Here is a 17362-nt window from a genome sequence, read left to right on the forward strand (position 1 = left end):
AATTGATGCTAATATTTATCTATTGTGAATAGAGATTGAAATCTCGAACCGACTACAGATTTTGTTACAAATACGTCAAAATATTCCCTCTAGTTTTCAACCAACCTGTAATACTATATCTTGGTCGATGGACGGTTTTTACTTCGTGCGGAATACTTTTACTATCAAAAACAGCCAAACGACCAGCTAGAGGTAAAATATCTAATTCTTTTTCTACCGTATTTTCATCTGACAAATGCAAAGTCAATTGTCCTCCAAATTCATCTTTCCATTGTTCATCATTCAAATACAACACAACAGATAATGTTCGTCTATCATCATTTTTAAAGGCATCAATGTGCTTCTGATAAAAAGTTCCTTCAGGATAAATCGCATAATGAAACTCACTTTCTTCAATTCCCATGTAGCATGTTAAGTTGAGATAGTCAATGAAATCATTTATTTTCTGAAAGAAAATATCTTCTGTGTGCGATTTATTTTCTTCATCAATCCATTTAATTTTATCATCTCTAATTGATTTTACAATCTGTTCGTTAACCGAACTTCCAATGGCTGCTTGATGAAAATTTTGTTTATCTTCTTTACGAATTATGGCTTCGCGAAGTTGTTTAGTTTCTTCTTCTGAGAAAAAAAAGTCTGAAATAGAGTATTTTTGATTTGATAAGTCATCAATAATCTTTTCATAAATTGGGTTTAATGTAATACTACTCATTCATTATTATGAAAACAGCAGTAAATGTAGATTTAATTAAAAAAACAATAATCATAAATATTATTTTTTTTCAAAAAAAAGACAGAACTATTCTCTTGCCTAATAGTTATATGATCTAAAAATCACTTAAACCACTCATCTTTATCAAGTTGGTAAATAAAATTTAATTTTGGTTGTTCTCCAAAATAAGTTATTTCTTCTGTTTTTACTTTTCTACAACCTAATCGTTCTACTGCAACCTGAGAACGTTTGTTCTCTGCACCAACATGCAAATAAACTTTGTCCACAAATTGAAAAATATAATCGAACATCATTTTTTTTACTGACGGATTATAGCCTTTTCCCCAACAATTAGTGGAATAAAACGTATAACCAATTAATATAGAAACATCTTTTTCATCATAATCATAGAAACGAGTACTTCCAACAACAAGATTTGATTGCTTATCTATTACTTTGAAAGCGCCCTTGCTTTGAATTGCACCTTCAAAAAAAATCATAAAAACATCTCGTTTCCAACGATTTTTATTGGGATGTTGTTCCCAAATTTTTGGATCTGAAGCCGCAGCATAAACCTCTTCAAAATCACTAGATTTTAAAGGTTCTAATCGAATTAAATCATTTTCTAAATGTGGTTGAATATTGATCATTTGCTGTTTTTAATACATGACTAATTTATCTAAATCTAACAATAAATAATTAATATTTTGATTAATTGTTCGTGTTGCAGATTGCATTTGATTAAGCATTCGTGATCGATTATACAATTCTTGTGCGGTGTAAGTCCCACCAATCCCGAAATTCACAGATTGATTGGCTTCTTGCATATTGTTTTCAAAATTAAATTCTAACCAGCGACCTTTTATAATTTCCTATGATTGATTTTCCATCTGTGTGATTAGAAAACTTTTTCTCGGTGTACATGTACCAAACAAATGGTGGGAAATTTTCTGATTCTAACTTTTGTGTCCAAATATCACGCAATAAATTTCGTTGATGTATAAATTCTATTTTTTTCCCTTTCGGATTAAGTGTTGCAAACCCCAAACCAGCACCCAAAACACCTCCACCAATATCTACTGCGCTTCCCCAGCTATCACTTTTTATAATTCCACTTGCAACAGAGGCCGCTGCACCAGCAACAATAGAATAGATTACTAATTTATTATTTCGATTATCATTCATATTTTGCAAATAACTCGCCATTTGTTCAACCCGTTCGCCTTCGCAATCAAATTCTGCTGCAACAGCGTCTAATTCTGTTAATGCAATTGTAATTTTATTATTAATCGAGTTTTTAAGTTCTAAAATTTTCACTCTCGATTCGAGCGAATTATCTTTTTTCAATTCATTGATAGTTTTTACTTCGTCTAACGAATTAAGTGCATTTAGAATTAAAATACTTTGCTCTGAAAAATCATTTCTCAAATCAGCATTAGCTAAAAGAATAGAATCGGCGTTGTAGGAAGGCAATTCTTTTTCGTAATTATACTTGTGGGGTGCCTTACAATAACTATTTTTTAGCGTAAGAATATGTTCGTTAATATGCTGATTTTTCTGTGAAACACATGAACTTATAGCTATTAAACAAATAAGTGTTGGTATCAATAATTTCATAAATCATAGGTTAGTTGTTTTATAAAAAATAATGCTTCGTTTTATTTGTCCAAATACTCGTTAATTAATAGTACTTTTTGATCAAAATAAATTAACTTACAGCATATATAAAAATAAACAATATGTTTCTAAATTTTGACGATAAAGAGAATTTAATTTCAAAATTAAAAACCTTAAAAGTAGATCAACAACCTGAATGGGGAATTATGACTCCTCAACACATGGTTGAACATTTAATTGTAACAACTAAACTATCAAATGGAGGTTTAAGTGTGCCTTGTAGAATTCCTGTTGAACAAATTCCACAATATAAAGCGTTCTTATTAGAGTCTGATCAAGAAATGCAAAAAGGAATTAAAGCAAATGGAATGGAAGGTTTATTGGATTTACGTTATCCTTCTTTAGAAGCTTCTATCGAAAAATTAGAAGAAGAAATAGATAAATTTAACACCTATTTCGAAAATAATCCAGATGCTAAAATTACAAATCCTGTTTTAGCCGAAATTGGATACGAAGATTGGAAAACGTTTCATAAAAAACATTACACGCATCATTTCAAACAATTTGGATTGTTGTAAGAAATGATAAAAGCCGCTATTAAGCGGCTTTTATAACATCTATTCAATTCTTAAACAGTGTGATATTTAAAACTTTGTTCGTTTTTAATTGTTTTAACCGATTCGTAAATCAATTCGATTACATTTTTCACATCAGCTTGATGAACCATTTCAACAGTTGTATGCATATAACGCAAGGGCAACGAAATTAGTGCAGAAGGAACACCACCATTGCTATATGCAAATGCATCTGTATCCGTTCCTGTTACGCGAGAACTTGCAGCTCTTTGAAAAGGAATATTATTTTTTTCAGCTGCATCAATAATCAATTCACGCACATTATTTTGAACTGCTGGAGCATAATATACAACTGGTCCATCGCCACATTTTTGCTCTCCTTCTTTCGATTTTGTAATCATAGGAGTCGTCGTATCATGCGTTACATCTGTTATTATTGCTACATTTGGTTTGATTGTTTGTGTAATCATTTCTGCTCCACGCAATCCTACTTCTTCTTGTACAGCATTTACAACATATAAACCAAAATCTAATTGATCTTTATTTTCGGCTAATTTACGTGCAACCTCTGCAATCATAAACCCTCCCATTCTATTATCAATGGCGCGGCAAACGAAATAACGGTCATTTAAGGTAAAAAACTCATCTGGATATGTAATGACACAACCAACGTGAATTCCAAGTTCTAGCACTTCTTCTTTGGATGTACAACCTGTATCGATCCAAATTTTATCTGGCGTTGGCGCTTCATCTTTACCTGCTTGACGTAAGTGAATTGCTGGCCAACCAAAAACTCCTTTTACAATTCCTTTTTTGGTATGAATATTCACCACCTTTGATGGTGCAATCATATGATCTGAACCTCCATTACGAATAACATAAATCAATCCATCATCAGAAATGTAATTTACAAACCAAGAAATCTCATCAGCATGTGCTTCAATCACTACTTTATATTTCGCGTCGGGGTTAATCACACCATATGCAGAACCGTAATTGTCTGTTTTTACTTCGTCTACATAAGGTTTAATATAATCCATCCAAACTTTTTGCCCTTCACTTTCAAAACCTGTTGGTGAAGCAATATTTAAATATTTAGACAAAAAATCTAACGATTGTTGATCAAACAAATTATTTGTACTCATTTTAGTTTATTTATCTAACAAATGTACTAATTTTAGGAACAATTTTTGAACTAATTCACACATGAAATTTTACATCTATCACATAACATTAATGCTCACTTTTTTGGGATTTTCACATCTAAATGCCCAAATTTTCGGCTTAGATTTAGGTGGTAAAAGCCCATCTCAAGAAATCAAAAATGACTCGATAAATATTGATGAATTAACTTTTAGTCCTTTCGATACTATACATTTAAATGAATCAAGTTTTTATTCTGTTCATTTAAAATCAGATTTAGAAAAAAAATATTATATATGGCTAAGAAAGCGCGTGCGTGATGTTTGGCCCTATGTAAGAACAGCTGTTAGAGAATATAATTATGTTTCTGATACCATTCAAACAATGGATAAAAGACGAGATAAAAAACGTTTTATTAAAACGAGACAAAAAGATTTAGCAGATCAGTTTGAGAATCAATTAAAAAATATGTCAAGTTCTCGAGGTCAAATTTTAACGAAATTAATTTACAAAGAAACGGACAAAACAACTTACGATATTATTAAAGAATTACGTGGAGGATTAAATGCTTTTCTGTACCAAGCTGCAAGTGGAGCATTTAACATCGATTTAAAACAAACCTTTGATCCTAAACGTACTCGTGAAGATTTATATATCGCTGTCATTCTTCAACGAGATTTTGCCGATGGTATTTTAAAACCCGTCGACGAAGATTAGTTTATCTTTAACAATTACCTGTTACAATAATATTCTGTTTTTTTTATTATATTTGATTTAATAAGGGAAAAACGTGAAAAATAGTATAAAAAAAATCGGTGTATTAACCTCTGGAGGTGATGCGCCCGGAATGAATGCTGCCTTACGTGCCGTAGTTAGAGCATGCAAATATTACAACATTACATCTGTTGGCATTCGTCAAGGATTTGAAGGCTTGATTAACAATGATATGATAGAACTTGGACCTCGTTCAGTTAAAAATATTATTAATCAAGGTGGTACAATTCTTAAAACTGCTCGTTCAGCTGAATTCAAAACTATGGAAGGTCGTCAAAAAGCCTATGAGCATCTCAAAAAAAACAACATAGATGCACTTGTCATAATTGGTGGTGATGGATCTTTTACTGGAGCAAATATCTTTCACAAAGAGTTTGAGGTTCCGTTTATTGGAATTCCTGGTACTATTGACAACGATATCTTTGGAACAGACTTTACAATTGGTTATGACACAGCGTTGAATACTGTAATTGATGCGATTGATAAATTAAGAGATACTGCAACGTCGCATGATCGTGTATTTTTTGTAGAAGTGATGGGACGTGATGCAGGTTTTATTGCATTAAATAGTGGAATTGCTTCGGGAGCACAAGATATTTTGATTCCTGAACAACGTGATAGTGTAGAAGAATTATGCTCATCGTTAGAACGTTCAGAAAAATCTGGAAAAAAATCAAGTATCGTTGTGGTAGCAGAAGGCGAAAAATTAGGTGGAGTTTATGAATTAGCGAAACAAGTTCAATCGAAACATCCCGAATATGATATTCGCGTTACAGTATTAGGACATATTCAACGTGGAGGATCACCATCATGTCATGATCGTGTGTTGGCAAGTCGTTTGGGAATTGCTGCTGTTGAAGGTCTTTTACAAGATCAATCTAACTTAATGGCGGGTATTCGTTCCAATAAAGTGGTCTTCACTCCTATTGCTGAAGCTATTAAAAAACACAACGAAATCGATATGGAATTGATAAAAGTTGCAAATATATTAGCCATCTAATCTATAAATAAAAATATAAAGGGAAATTATATATACTATGTCAAAAATTAAAATTGGAATCAACGGATTCGGAAGAATAGGTAGCCTTGTTTTTGGGGTTGCGATTGAAAGAGAAGATATTGAAATCGTAGGAATTAACGATTTAGTAGACGTTGATTATTTAGCTTATATGCTAAAGTACGACTCTGTTCACGGAAAATTTGACGGAGAAATTAAAGTCGAAAACGGAAATTTAATTGTCAATGGACAAACCATAAGAGTTACAGCTGAAAAAGATCCAGCTAACTTAAAATGGGACGAAGTTGGTGCTGATATTGTCGTAGAAGCCACAGGTTTATTTTTAACTAAAGAAACAGCAGGTAAACACATCGAAGCTGGAGCCAAAAAAGTCGTTTTAACTGGACCTTCTAAAGATGATACACCAATGTTTGTAATGGGAGTTAACCATAAAGATGTTACTGCAGCTGATACCATTGTTTCGAATGCATCTTGTACTACAAATTGCTTAGCACCATTAGCTAAAGTTGTACATGAAAAATTTGGAATCGTTGAAGCTTTAATGACAACTGTCCACGCAACTACAGCAACACAAAAAACTGTCGATGGTCCATCTAATAAAGATTGGAGAGGTGGTAGAAGTGCAATGGTTAATATTATTCCTTCTTCAACTGGAGCAGCAAAAGCCGTAGGAAAAGTAATTCCAGAATTAAACGGGAAATTAACAGGAATGTCTTTTCGAGTACCTACAGTTAATGTTTCCGTAGTTGATTTAACAGTTAAATTAGCAAAAGAAACTAATTATGACGAAATCAAAAAAGTAATGCAAGAAGCTGCTGAAGGAGAACTGAAAGGTATTTTAGGATACACTAACGAACCTTTGGTTTCTCAAGATTTCGTAGGAGATACAAGAACTTGTGTTTTCGATGCGGGAGCAGGAATTATGTTAAATCCAACTTTTGTTAAATTAGTTGCTTGGTATGATAACGAAATTGGTTACTCAAACAAAGTTGTTGATTTGATTCAACATATGGCAAAAATTTAAAAGCTTAAATACTTTATTTTTAAAGTCTTCTCTTTTTTGAGAAGACTTTTTTATTTTTTCACATTCTATTCGTATTTTATGGTTTAATATTTGATTTCGGATATGCTAAACATTAATATGAAAAAAGAAATTGAATTTTCTGGTCCTAAGAAATCAACCATAGATAAACTATTGGCTTATTCTAAATCTATAAAAAATGTTAACACACAGAAAAAAGTTCATAAGGTTTTTATTTCCTTAAATTAATTTTATACATCAGAATTTTAAAGCATTACAATATTCTTATTAATACTACTTAATTATTAAGAATTAATACAAAAATTAACAATTATTTATTTTTTTAAGAATTTATTAATTTATTTTAAGAATAATTATGTTAAAAAACTTGTAAGATTTTTTTGTTTAACTATATTTGGATAAACAAAAAAATTACAGCCTATAGATTTAACTCTACTTTAAAATTAACATTTACTATTATGAACTATGAAGACGACTCTTTATTAATCCAAGATTATTTGAGAGGTAACGAAAATGCTTTAGAAACATTGATAGAGAAATACAAAGGAAGAATCTATAGTTTTATATACTCCAAAGTCTTAGATAAGGATATAACTGAAGATATATTTCAGGACACTTTTATCAAGGTTATCCTTACATTAAAAGGAGGACGATACAACGAAGAAGGTAAGTTTTTGCCTTGGGTTATGCGTATTGCTCACAATTTAACTATTGACTATTTTCGATCAAACAAAAGAATGCCGACTGTTAGTGAAACTGTAGGATACAATGAAGATTATAATATTTTTGATTTCATTGGAATTTGTGATGAATGCTCTGAAACTAAACTTATTAAATCTCAAATTGAAAATGACTTAAGAAATTTAGTTACTCAATTACCAGAAGACCAGAGAGAAGTTTTAGAATTAAGGATTTTTAAAGAACTTAGTTTTAAAGAAATTGCAGAGGAAACAGATGTAAGTATCAATACGGCATTAGGAAGAATGCGATATGCGATTATTAACTTAAGAAAAGTGATTGATAATAATAACATTATTTTAACAGTTGATTAAAAAATAAACTTATCTATTTAGCGTTTTTAGAATAAATAAGTTTAAAAATGATAGAATTATACTCTGAAAATATTGAGCCCTCTCAATTAACAATTGATAAAATATTAGCTTTTTCAAAATCGATAAAGAGTATAAATTCGACTATTTTAAATAAAAATTTCATCATTAACATAAATTAAATTGTTTTTAAATTTTCAATAAAAAAGGTCTAAAATGTAAACATTTTAGACCTTTTTTTATACTGATATTCTCTAATTACTTGTGTGTAAAAGTAGATGTGATATTTAATTCGTCCATTTGAGTTTGATCAATTGGAGATGGTGCATCAATCATCACATCACGACCTGAATTATTTTTCGGGAACGCAATATAATCACGAATTGTTTCTGATCCATCTAAGATTGATACAAAACGGTCAAATCCAAATGCTAAACCTCCATGAGGTGGCGCTCCATATTTGAAAGCATTCATTAAGAATCCAAATTGAGCTTCTGCTTGTTCAGGTGTAAATCCTAATAATTCGAACATTCTTGCTTGTACTTCTTTATCAAAAATACGGATAGAACCTCCACCAATTTCATTACCATTTAGCACTAAATCATAGGCATTTGCACGCACTTCTCCTGGATTAGTAGCAATCAAATCCATATCTTCTGGTTTAGGAGAAGTAAATGGGTGATGCATGGCGTGGTAACGTTCAGATTCCTCATCCCATTCTAATAAAGGGAAATCGACAACCCATAAAGGTGCAAAAACATCTGGATTACGTAATCCTAAACGTTCAGCAATTTCCATACGTAAAGCAGATAATTGCGCACGAACTTTGTTTGCATTTCCAGACATCACTAACATTAAATCGCCTGGTTTTGCATTCATTCGTTCAGCCCAAGCCGATAAATCTTCTTGTGAATAAAATTTATCAACAGAAGACTTGAATGTTCCGTCTTCATTGTAACGTACCCAAACTAAACCATTTGCGCCAACTTGTGGACGTTTTACCCACTCGATTAACTTATCAATCTCTTTACGTGTATAAGAATTACATCCTTCGGCAGCGATACCCACGATTAATTCTTGCTCATCAAAGATTTTGAAATCATGACCTTTGGCTAAATCAGTAATTTCTCCGAATTCCATTCCGAAACGGATATCAGGTTTATCATTTCCATAACGACGCATTGCATCAGCAAATGTCATACGCGGAAATTCTCCAAATTCTAAACCTTTGAAGGTATGTAATAAATGTTTGGCTAAACCTTCAAAAACATTCATAATATCTTCTTGCTCAACGAATGACATTTCACAGTCAATTTGAGTAAATTCTGGTTGACGGTCTGCACGTAAATCTTCGTCACGGAAACATTTAACAATTTGGAAATATTTATCTAAACCTCCTACCATTAACAATTGTTTGAACGTTTGAGGAGATTGTGGCAATGCGTAAAATTCACCTGGATTCATACGAGATGGTACAACAAAATCACGTGCACCTTCTGGTGTAGATTTAATCAAAACTGGTGTTTCAACTTCAACAAAATCTTGCGCATCTAAATATTTACGAACTTCCTGAGCAACTTTAGAACGGAAGATTAATTTATTTTTAACTGGATTACGACGAATATCCAAATAACGATATTTCATACGAATATCTTCTCCACCATCCGTATTATCTTCAATCGTGAATGGAGGTAATGCAGATTCATTTAAAATCGTGATATTTTCTGCTAAAATTTCGATATTTCCTGTTGGAATATTTGGATTTTTTGAAGCTCTTTCGATCACTGTTCCTGTTACTTGAATTACGAACTCGCGTCCTAACTGACGAGCAGTTTCAAATAATTCTTTTGAAGAACGTTCTTCGTCTAAGATGATTTGAGTGATTCCGTAACGGTCACGTAAATCGATCCACATCATAAAACCTTTATCACGTAAAGTTGATACCCAACCGCTTAACGTAACTTTTTCATTAATGTTGGCTTGTGTTAATTCACCACAAGTATGAGTTCTAAACATTTGTCGTCAAATTTATTGAACAAAGGTAAAGTTTTGAGCCGAAATAAAGAAGTTATCTAACTTTTTTGAGCAAATAAATTCAATAAAAAAAGCGATTCAAGATTGAATCGCTTTTATCAAATTATGATTTCTGGTTTTTCAACTTACTATGTTTATAACCGTAAGTAAAATAAATTGTTAAACCTATTGCAATCCACACCAAGAAAATCATCCAGTTTTTTAACCCTAACTGCGCCATCATATAAAAACAACACAACATACCTGCTAATGGAATGATAGAAGTTCTTTTGAAAAACGTTCGGATGACCATAAAAACATAAATGAATAAGAAAATCACCATTGGAATTTTGTGTTTAAAAACATCCCAACCTTTCTCCATTTTCTTTTCTTCGTAAACAGGTAATTTTTCAATTGTAGATTTGTATTCTTCTGCTGATAAACTCGCTAAATAATCATCCAAATATTCTACCTCATCTCCAGTCAAACTATTAATTGTTGAATAAGAATCTTTTAATTCCTTTGGTGTTAACGAACCAACAAATTGCTCAATAGGCATAACTTGTGGTTCATTTGTAAAGAAACTAACTGTGTCTTCCTTGAATGTCGTTGCGCATAAAAATACAATCACGGCCGTAACAATTGGCATAACAAATTTAGCATCTATAAAAGGTGTTTTGAAATTACCTCTTATTGCATTTGGATCTGCATCCATCTTTAAAACAGCAGCACAAACTAAAACAAAAGCAAATAAAGTTCCGATCGAACAGGCGTCTACAACCAACTCTAAATCTGTAAACAAAATTGGAACACCAACTACAAATCCTGTGAAAATTGTTGCAAAAGATGGTGTTTTAAATTTTGGGTGAATGGTAGAAAATTTCTTTGGTAATAAACCATCTCTGGACATTGTCATCCAAATACGTGGTTGTCCAATTTGAAATACGATAAACACACTCGCCATTGCTACCACAGCTGAAAAAGCAATAATTCCGGCGAGCCATTTTAGGTCTTTAATTTTATCAAAAACATAAGCTAATGGATCACCAACATTTAATTCAGAATAATGCACCATTCCTGTAATCACCAAGGCGATCAACACATATAAAATGGTACAAATAATAATTGAAGCAAAAATACCACGAGGTAAATCTCGTTTCGGATCTTTACACTCTTCCGCAGTCGTACTAATCGCATCAAACCCAATATAGGCATAGAAAACAGATGAAACACCAGCTAAAACACCTCCTATTCCATTTGGTGCGAATGGATCCCAATTATCTGGATTCACATAAAAAGCTCCAACAACAATCACTAATAAGACAACAGCTAATTTTAAAACAACCATTGCATTACTTGCTTTTCGAGATTCGTTAATTCCACGATAGACCAAGGCAGTAATCAAAAAAGTGATGACTAATGCAGGAATATCCACTACCATGTTAAATCCTAAATAAGGAGCATCTTTAAATGCTAAATATTTTGGAATTTCTTGTGCATAAGCTGAATTTGCTATCCCTTCTAAAGTTTTACCTTTTGCCAATTCATTCGAAACAAATTCAAAACCTTCTTTTGCTGTAAAGTAGTCCATTGTCATCCATTCAGGTAAATGTATTCCCAATCCGGAGAGCAAGGTGGTAAAATAATCACTCCATGAGATGGCGAGTACAATATTTCCAATTGCATATTCCATAATCAATGCCCAACCAATTACCCAAGCAAACAACTCACCAAACGCAACATAGCTATATGTGTAAGCACTTCCGGAAACTGGAACTAATGAAGCAAATTCGGCATAGGCAAAAGCAGTAAAACCACATGCAATTGCCGTAAATATAAATAAGAAGATAACTGCTGGACCGCCTTCGTAGCTTGCTCGACCAATGGTACTAAAAATACCAGCTCCAACAATTGCGGCGATACCAAAACCTGTTAAATCTCGAACACCTAAGGTTCTTTTCATTGTAGCAGTATTCTTCGCTGATTCTGCTAAAATAGATTCTACAGATTTTTTTCTGAATAATTGTGACATAATTTATTTAAAAACGGGCAAATATAAAAAAGACAAACCCAAAAACGGATAGAATCCGTATAAATATTGGTTTTTTATTCAGATTTTCTTTTTTATTCTGCTTGGTTAGATTAATTTTAAATTTAATTCAAAAAATTTACATGAAACAATTTTTATTTGCAATTGCTATAGCGGCGACGTTAGTAAGTTGTGATTCTACAAAACCAATTTCACAAGAGAAATACCAAAAAAGTCTGGTAAAATATACAGATAAAGTTTCTGAAGCCGAACTAAAAAAACAGTTATACATCATTGCTGCTCCTGATATGGAAGGTAGAAATGCAGGAACTGAAGGAGAAATAAAAGCGGGGAATTATATTTCGAATTATTACAAAGAATTAGGAATTAATGGACCAAATAATAATTATTTCCAAATTATTCCTGCTGGAACTTTTAATCGTGTAAAAGGTCAAATGCGTAATGTAATGGGATTCATCGAAGGAGCTGAAAAGCCAGAAGAAATCGTTGTTATTTCTGCACATTATGATCACGACGGAATTAAAGATGGAAAATTATATCCTGGTGCTGATGATGATGGTTCTGGAACTGTTGCTGTGATGGAAATTGGTCGTATTTTCCGCGAAGCTGAGAAGAAAGGAATTCGTCCAAAACGTTCGGTTCTTTTGTTGCATGTTTCAGGTGAAGAAAAAGGATTGTTAGGTTCTAAATATTATTCAGATCACCCAATTTATCCTTTAGAAAACACGATTGCAAATGTTAATATTGATATGATTGGTCGTGTAGATTATGAGCATAATGAGAAAACAAGAGATTTTGTGTATGTAATTGGTTCTGAAATGCTATCGTCAGATTTGCACAAAGCTGTTTTAGCAGCAAACGAAGGTTTAGGAATTAATTTGGATATGCGCTACAATACACCAGACGATCCAAATCGTTTCTATTACCGTTCTGACCATTATAATTTTGCAAAACATAACATACCGTCTGTATTCTTTTTTAATGGCGTTCACGATGATTACCACAAACCAGGCGATACACCAGATAAAATTGAATATGATTTGTTGACGCGTCGCACAAAATTAGCGTTCAATACAATTTGGATTTTAGCAAATGCTGAAAATAGACCAGTTGTAGACAAAGAATCGCCAATGCCTTCGACAAGATAATTAAAAACTATTATATAATAATAAAAAAGGAAGCTTCTCGTTGTGTAATGAGAAGCTTCTTGTTGTGTAACAGCAAGGCAAAACTTATTTTGCGCCCTACTTACCAATAGTTATAAACTTGCCTTTGTTATACTTTTATTTTAGTGTTTTACTAATCAAATCAAGCTTCTGACCATTATAAAAAATAGTATAAAATGAATGATTGATGCAACGTTAACTTTATAAAATAAATTTAAAACTTCTTTCATAAAACTATATTGTCTCAATTCCGTAACTTTGGAGAACAATAAAAAAACGAACAATGAATAACGATATTCTTAATTTGGAACCAAAAGCAATCTGGAAAAACTTCTCAGCATTGAACTCAGTTCCAAGACCTTCTAAAAAAGAAGAAAAAGTACGTCAGTTCATCATCAAATTTGGTGAAGATTTAGGTTTACCTGTCGAAACGGACGAAGTAGGAAATGTTTTAATCAAAAAAGCAGCTTATCCAGGAATGGAAGACCGTAAAACAGTTGTGATGCAATCGCACTTGGATATGGTTTGTCAAAAAAATAACGATGTAGAATTTGATTTCGACACACAAGGAATCGAAATGTACATTGAAGACGAGAAGTTTGTAACGGCAAACGGTACAACTTTAGGTGCAGATAATGGAATTGGAGTTGCGACAATTATGTCTATTTTAGAATCGAAAGATATTCCTCATCCAGCTATTGAAGCATTCTTTACAATTGACGAAGAAACGGGCATGACAGGTGCTTTAGGATTGAAAGCTGGTTTTTTATCTGGTAAAATTTTGTTGAATTTAGATACAGAAGAAGATGATGAATTAGACATTGGTTGTGCTGGTGGAGTTGATGTAACCGCTACAAAATCATATACTGCTGAAACAGCAAACGGAACCGCTTTTACTTTAACTTTAAAAGGTTTGAACGGAGGTCACTCTGGAATGCAAATTCACGAAGGTTTAGGAAATTCGAACAAATTAATTGCTCGTTTGTTAAATGCTGGAACCGAGTTTGGTTTACAAATTGCGCATATGGAAGGTGGAAGTTTACGTAACGCTATTCCTCGCGAATCATGGGCGACAATTGTAATTCCTACAGACAAAGTAGATGCTTTCAAGGCTGCATACGAAACTTTAAGAGCCGAAATCATCGAAGAATACGAAACAAAAGAGCCTAAAATGGTGATTACCTTAGAGTCTACTGATACTACTTCTGCAATGTCAGCGCAAGAATCTAAAGTTTTTATCCAAACTGTGATGGCTGCTTTCAATGGTGTTTACAGAATGAGTCCAGACGTTGAAGGTTTAGTCGAAACATCTAATAATGTTGCACGCGTAGAAATTATCGAGGGTAATATTCGTATTTTATGTTTAACTCGTTCTTCTGTAGAATCAGGTAAAGAAGCATTGGCTCAAACCTTAAAAGCTGGATTCGAATTAGGAGGTTTTGATGTCAATTTTTCTGGCTCATATCCTGGATGGAAAGCCAATACTCATTCAGAGATTTTAGAAGTTTTAAAAGAAATTTATGTCAAACAAAATGGTGAAGAACCAAAAGTTGTGGCATGTCATGCTGGATTAGAATGTGGGATTATTGGTACAAATTATCCTGGTTTGGATATGATTTCATTTGGTCCAAATATTTCGGGAGCACATTCACCTGATGAAAGAGTTGAAATCGTATCAGTTCAAAAATTCTGGAAGTATTTATTGGAGATTTTAAAAGAAATTCCAAATGATGGTCCAGTTGATTACAGCTGTGCAAATTCGAAAAATATTTAATTTAAGGTATTAAAATAGATCAAAAGCCACATTACAGTGGCTTTTTTATTACCTATATAATTAATTAATCTATTATTTATTCAAAAAAACCACAATAAAAGATGATTAAATTAACAAAGATTAGGACAACTACAGATAATCAATTATTTTAGCATTTCGTAAAATTGAAGACTAACAAATAATGAAAAAATTTTTATTATCCACTCTCTTAGTGGTTATGCTTTTTCCTTTTAAAGTGAAAGCTGACGAAGGAATGTGGTTTTTGATGTTCATCGAACGTCTGAATCACCGTGATATGCAAAAACAAGGGTTACAATTAACTTCAGAAGAAATCTATAGTATCAACAACAACTCTTTAAAAGATGCTATTGTTCAATTTGGTGGTGGATGTACTGCTGAAATGGTATCTGGTCAAGGTTTAGTTTTGACAAACCACCATTGTGGTTATGGTGCAATTGCTGAATTATCTGCTCCTGAACACGATTATTTAAAAGATGGTTTTTGGGCTAAGGATAAAGCTGCTGAGTTAAAACCAAAAAACTTAAAAGTACGTTTTTTCGTTCGTATGGATGATGTTTCTAAACGTATTTTAGGTGTTGTGAACGATAAAATGTCTGAGTTAGATCGTGAAAAAGCAATTAACCAAGAGATTGCTAAAATTGAAAAAGAAAACAGCGAAAATGGAAAATATGTTGTTTCTGTACGTTCTTTCTTTCAAGGAAATGAGTATTACTACTTTGTTTACCAAGATTATGAAGATGTACGTTTAGTAGGAACACCTCCAAGTTCTATTGGTAAATTTGGTGGAGACACAGACAACTGGGAATGGCCTCGTCATACAGGAGATTTTGCTATGTTCCGTGTTTACGCAGATAAAGATGGTAATCCTGCAGCTTATTCAACAAACAATGTTCCATTACAACCAAAACATCATTTACCTGTTTCTTTAAAAGGATACCAACAAGATGACTTTGCTATGATTTTAGGTTATCCAGGTCGTACAAATCGCTGGATGCCAGCGCAAGGTGTCGCTCAAAATGTTGAGTTCGCTTATCCTGCATGGGTAGAAGCTTCAAAAGTAACAATGGATCAAATGAAAAAATATATGGATCAAAATCAAAAAGTTAATATTGATTATGCATCTAAATATGCTGGAGTTGCGAACTATTGGAAAAACCGTGATGGTATGATTGAAGCATTAAAACTTCATGGAACAGTTGCGAAAAAAACAAAAGAAGAAGAAAAATTCAATAAATGGGCTCAAAAAGGAGCTAACAAAGCTGAATATGGTAATGTTGTTTCTAATTTGAATGATTATTATGCGAAAACAAATTTAGATGCTCGTCATAACAATTACATCAATATTTTATTACGCTATTCTACTTTAGCAAGTGCACCATACTCTATCGGTAAAGCGTTAGAAAATTATGCGGCTGCAAATGATGCAAAACGCAATGAAATGCGCCCTCGTATTCAGAATGCGATCAATGCATACTATGAAAAAATGTACTTGCCTTTAGAAAAAGATTTATTGGCTGCTCAATTAAATCTTTATACTTCTAAAGCAAATGAAGCGGGATTAGCACCTTATGTTGCTGATTTAGCAAAACAAAATAACAACAATTTTACTGCTTTTGTAAACGATGCTGTTGAAAGAAGTTTCTTCGCTGATCAAAAACAAGTTGAGAATTTCTTAATCTCTCCAGATGTAGAAGTATTGAAAAAAGATCCATTATATGTTTTATCAAACGCTTTAGTAGAAAGAGCTTCTAAGCAAACAGATGAGCAAGCGAAATTAAATGATGTTTATTCTAAAAACTTCCGTTTATTGGTAAAAGGTTTACGTGAGTCTAAAATCGGAAATATCTTATATCCTGATGCAAACTCTACGTTACGTTTAACGTACGGATCTATCCAAAATTTACCAAAAAGTACAAATCCAAAACGTCAACCAGACGTTGCATCTAACTACTTTACAACTTTAGAAGGTACAGTTGCAAAACACATCCCTGGTGACGAAGAATTCGAAAATCCACAACGTTTATTAGATTTGGCTAAAGCTAAAGATTATGGACAATATGCGGATAAAGACGGATACTTACACGTAAACTTCTTATCAAACAATGATATTACAGGAGGTAACTCAGGTTCTCCAGTAATGAATGGGAAAGGTGAATTAATCGGTATTGCATTTGATGGAAACATCGAAGCAATGGCTGGTGATGTTATTTTCGATCCTAAATTACAACGTACGATATCTGTAGATATTCGTTATGTTTTATGGGTTGTTGATAAATTTGCTGGAGCAAAACATATTGTTGATGAAATGACAATTGTAAAATAAATTACAACAATCATATCGCTTAAGGCTTCCGTTTTGGAAGCCTTTTTTGTGGTGATAATTTAAACAAATACCTTTGTAAAAAGTT

At 32.6% G+C, this 17362-nt stretch carries 15 protein-coding genes; 8 read left to right on the plus strand and 7 right to left on the minus strand.

From position 1 onward, the window contains the following. Positions 1-64: 64 nt before the first annotated feature. The 4 genes from NZD85_RS03975 to NZD85_RS03990 all read right to left on the minus strand — a co-directional run bounded on the left by NZD85_RS03975 (position 65) and on the right by NZD85_RS03990 (position 2329). Positions 65-712: a 2OG-Fe(II) oxygenase gene (locus NZD85_RS03975; protein WP_260543530.1), complete on the minus strand. Its 648-nt coding sequence runs from the start codon at positions 710-712 to the stop codon at positions 65-67. 122 nt (positions 713-834) lie between these two features. After that, positions 835-1362 carry a GNAT family N-acetyltransferase gene (locus NZD85_RS03980; protein WP_260543532.1) on the minus strand — a complete coding sequence of 176 codons (528 nt, stop codon included), beginning with the start codon at positions 1360-1362 and terminating at the stop codon, positions 835-837. Between the two features lie 9 nt (positions 1363-1371). Next, entirely contained in the window at positions 1372-1539 is a 168-nt protein-coding gene (locus tag NZD85_RS03985) for a hypothetical protein (RefSeq protein WP_260543534.1), read from the minus strand. Between the two features lie 13 nt (positions 1540-1552). Continuing rightward, on the minus strand, positions 1553-2329 hold the full coding sequence (locus tag NZD85_RS03990) for a hypothetical protein (protein WP_260543536.1): 777 nt from the start codon (positions 2327-2329) through the stop codon (positions 1553-1555). A gap of 122 nt (positions 2330-2451) precedes the next feature. Between NZD85_RS03990 and NZD85_RS03995 the strand changes: the two genes are divergently transcribed. Beyond that, positions 2452-2907, plus strand: coding sequence for a hypothetical protein (locus NZD85_RS03995; protein WP_225539420.1), 456 nt, complete (start codon positions 2452-2454; stop codon positions 2905-2907). Positions 2908-2957: 50 nt separating this feature from the next. Here the strand turns inward: NZD85_RS03995 and NZD85_RS04000 are convergent, their stop codons facing one another. Continuing rightward, the gene (locus NZD85_RS04000) at positions 2958-4049 is read right to left on the minus strand and encodes a M42 family metallopeptidase (RefSeq protein ID WP_188319872.1); all 1092 of its coding nucleotides are present in this window, start codon (positions 4047-4049) and stop codon (positions 2958-2960) included. Between the two features lie 91 nt (positions 4050-4140). Between NZD85_RS04000 and NZD85_RS04005 the strand changes: the two genes are divergently transcribed. The 4 genes from NZD85_RS04005 to NZD85_RS04020 all read left to right on the plus strand — a co-directional run bounded on the left by NZD85_RS04005 (position 4141) and on the right by NZD85_RS04020 (position 7933). Continuing rightward, on the plus strand, positions 4141-4764 hold the full coding sequence (locus tag NZD85_RS04005) for a DUF4294 domain-containing protein (protein ID WP_260543538.1): 624 nt from the start codon (positions 4141-4143) through the stop codon (positions 4762-4764). 73 nt (positions 4765-4837) lie between these two features. After that, positions 4838-5821: a 6-phosphofructokinase gene (gene pfkA / locus NZD85_RS04010; protein WP_260543543.1), complete on the plus strand. Its 984-nt coding sequence runs from the start codon at positions 4838-4840 to the stop codon at positions 5819-5821. 37 nt (positions 5822-5858) lie between these two features. Further along, positions 5859-6863 carry a type I glyceraldehyde-3-phosphate dehydrogenase gene (gene gap / locus NZD85_RS04015; RefSeq protein WP_171622298.1) on the plus strand — a complete coding sequence of 335 codons (1005 nt, stop codon included), beginning with the start codon at positions 5859-5861 and terminating at the stop codon, positions 6861-6863. 476 nt (positions 6864-7339) lie between these two features. Then, a complete protein-coding gene (locus tag NZD85_RS04020) occupies positions 7340-7933 on the plus strand; it encodes an RNA polymerase sigma factor (protein ID WP_260543546.1) in 594 nt (197 codons plus the stop codon). Positions 7934-8188: 255 nt separating this feature from the next. On the opposite strand, the gene aspS is transcribed toward NZD85_RS04020, so the two are convergent. Further along, positions 8189-9946 carry an aspartate--tRNA ligase gene (gene aspS / locus NZD85_RS04025; protein ID WP_225542535.1) on the minus strand — a complete coding sequence of 586 codons (1758 nt, stop codon included), beginning with the start codon at positions 9944-9946 and terminating at the stop codon, positions 8189-8191. A 121-nt stretch (positions 9947-10067) separates the two neighbouring features. Continuing rightward, positions 10068-11975 carry an amino acid permease gene (locus tag NZD85_RS04030; protein WP_171622295.1) on the minus strand — a complete coding sequence of 636 codons (1908 nt, stop codon included), beginning with the start codon at positions 11973-11975 and terminating at the stop codon, positions 10068-10070. 140 nt (positions 11976-12115) lie between these two features. Between NZD85_RS04030 and NZD85_RS04035 the strand changes: the two genes are divergently transcribed. The 3 genes from NZD85_RS04035 to NZD85_RS04045 all read left to right on the plus strand — a co-directional run bounded on the left by NZD85_RS04035 (position 12116) and on the right by NZD85_RS04045 (position 17277). After that, a complete protein-coding gene (locus NZD85_RS04035) occupies positions 12116-13141 on the plus strand; it encodes a M28 family peptidase (protein ID WP_171622294.1) in 1026 nt (341 codons plus the stop codon). Positions 13142-13442: 301 nt separating this feature from the next. Continuing rightward, positions 13443-14933: an aminoacyl-histidine dipeptidase gene (locus NZD85_RS04040; RefSeq protein WP_260543549.1), complete on the plus strand. Its 1491-nt coding sequence runs from the start codon at positions 13443-13445 to the stop codon at positions 14931-14933. 181 nt (positions 14934-15114) lie between these two features. Beyond that, the gene (locus NZD85_RS04045; protein WP_260543556.1) at positions 15115-17277 is read left to right on the plus strand and encodes a S46 family peptidase; all 2163 of its coding nucleotides are present in this window, start codon (positions 15115-15117) and stop codon (positions 17275-17277) included. Positions 17278-17362: the final 85 nt, after the last annotated feature.

Origin of the sequence: Empedobacter stercoris (assembly GCF_025244765.1) — a bacterium.
Classification (GTDB): Bacteria; Bacteroidota; Bacteroidia; order Flavobacteriales; family Weeksellaceae; genus Empedobacter; species Empedobacter stercoris.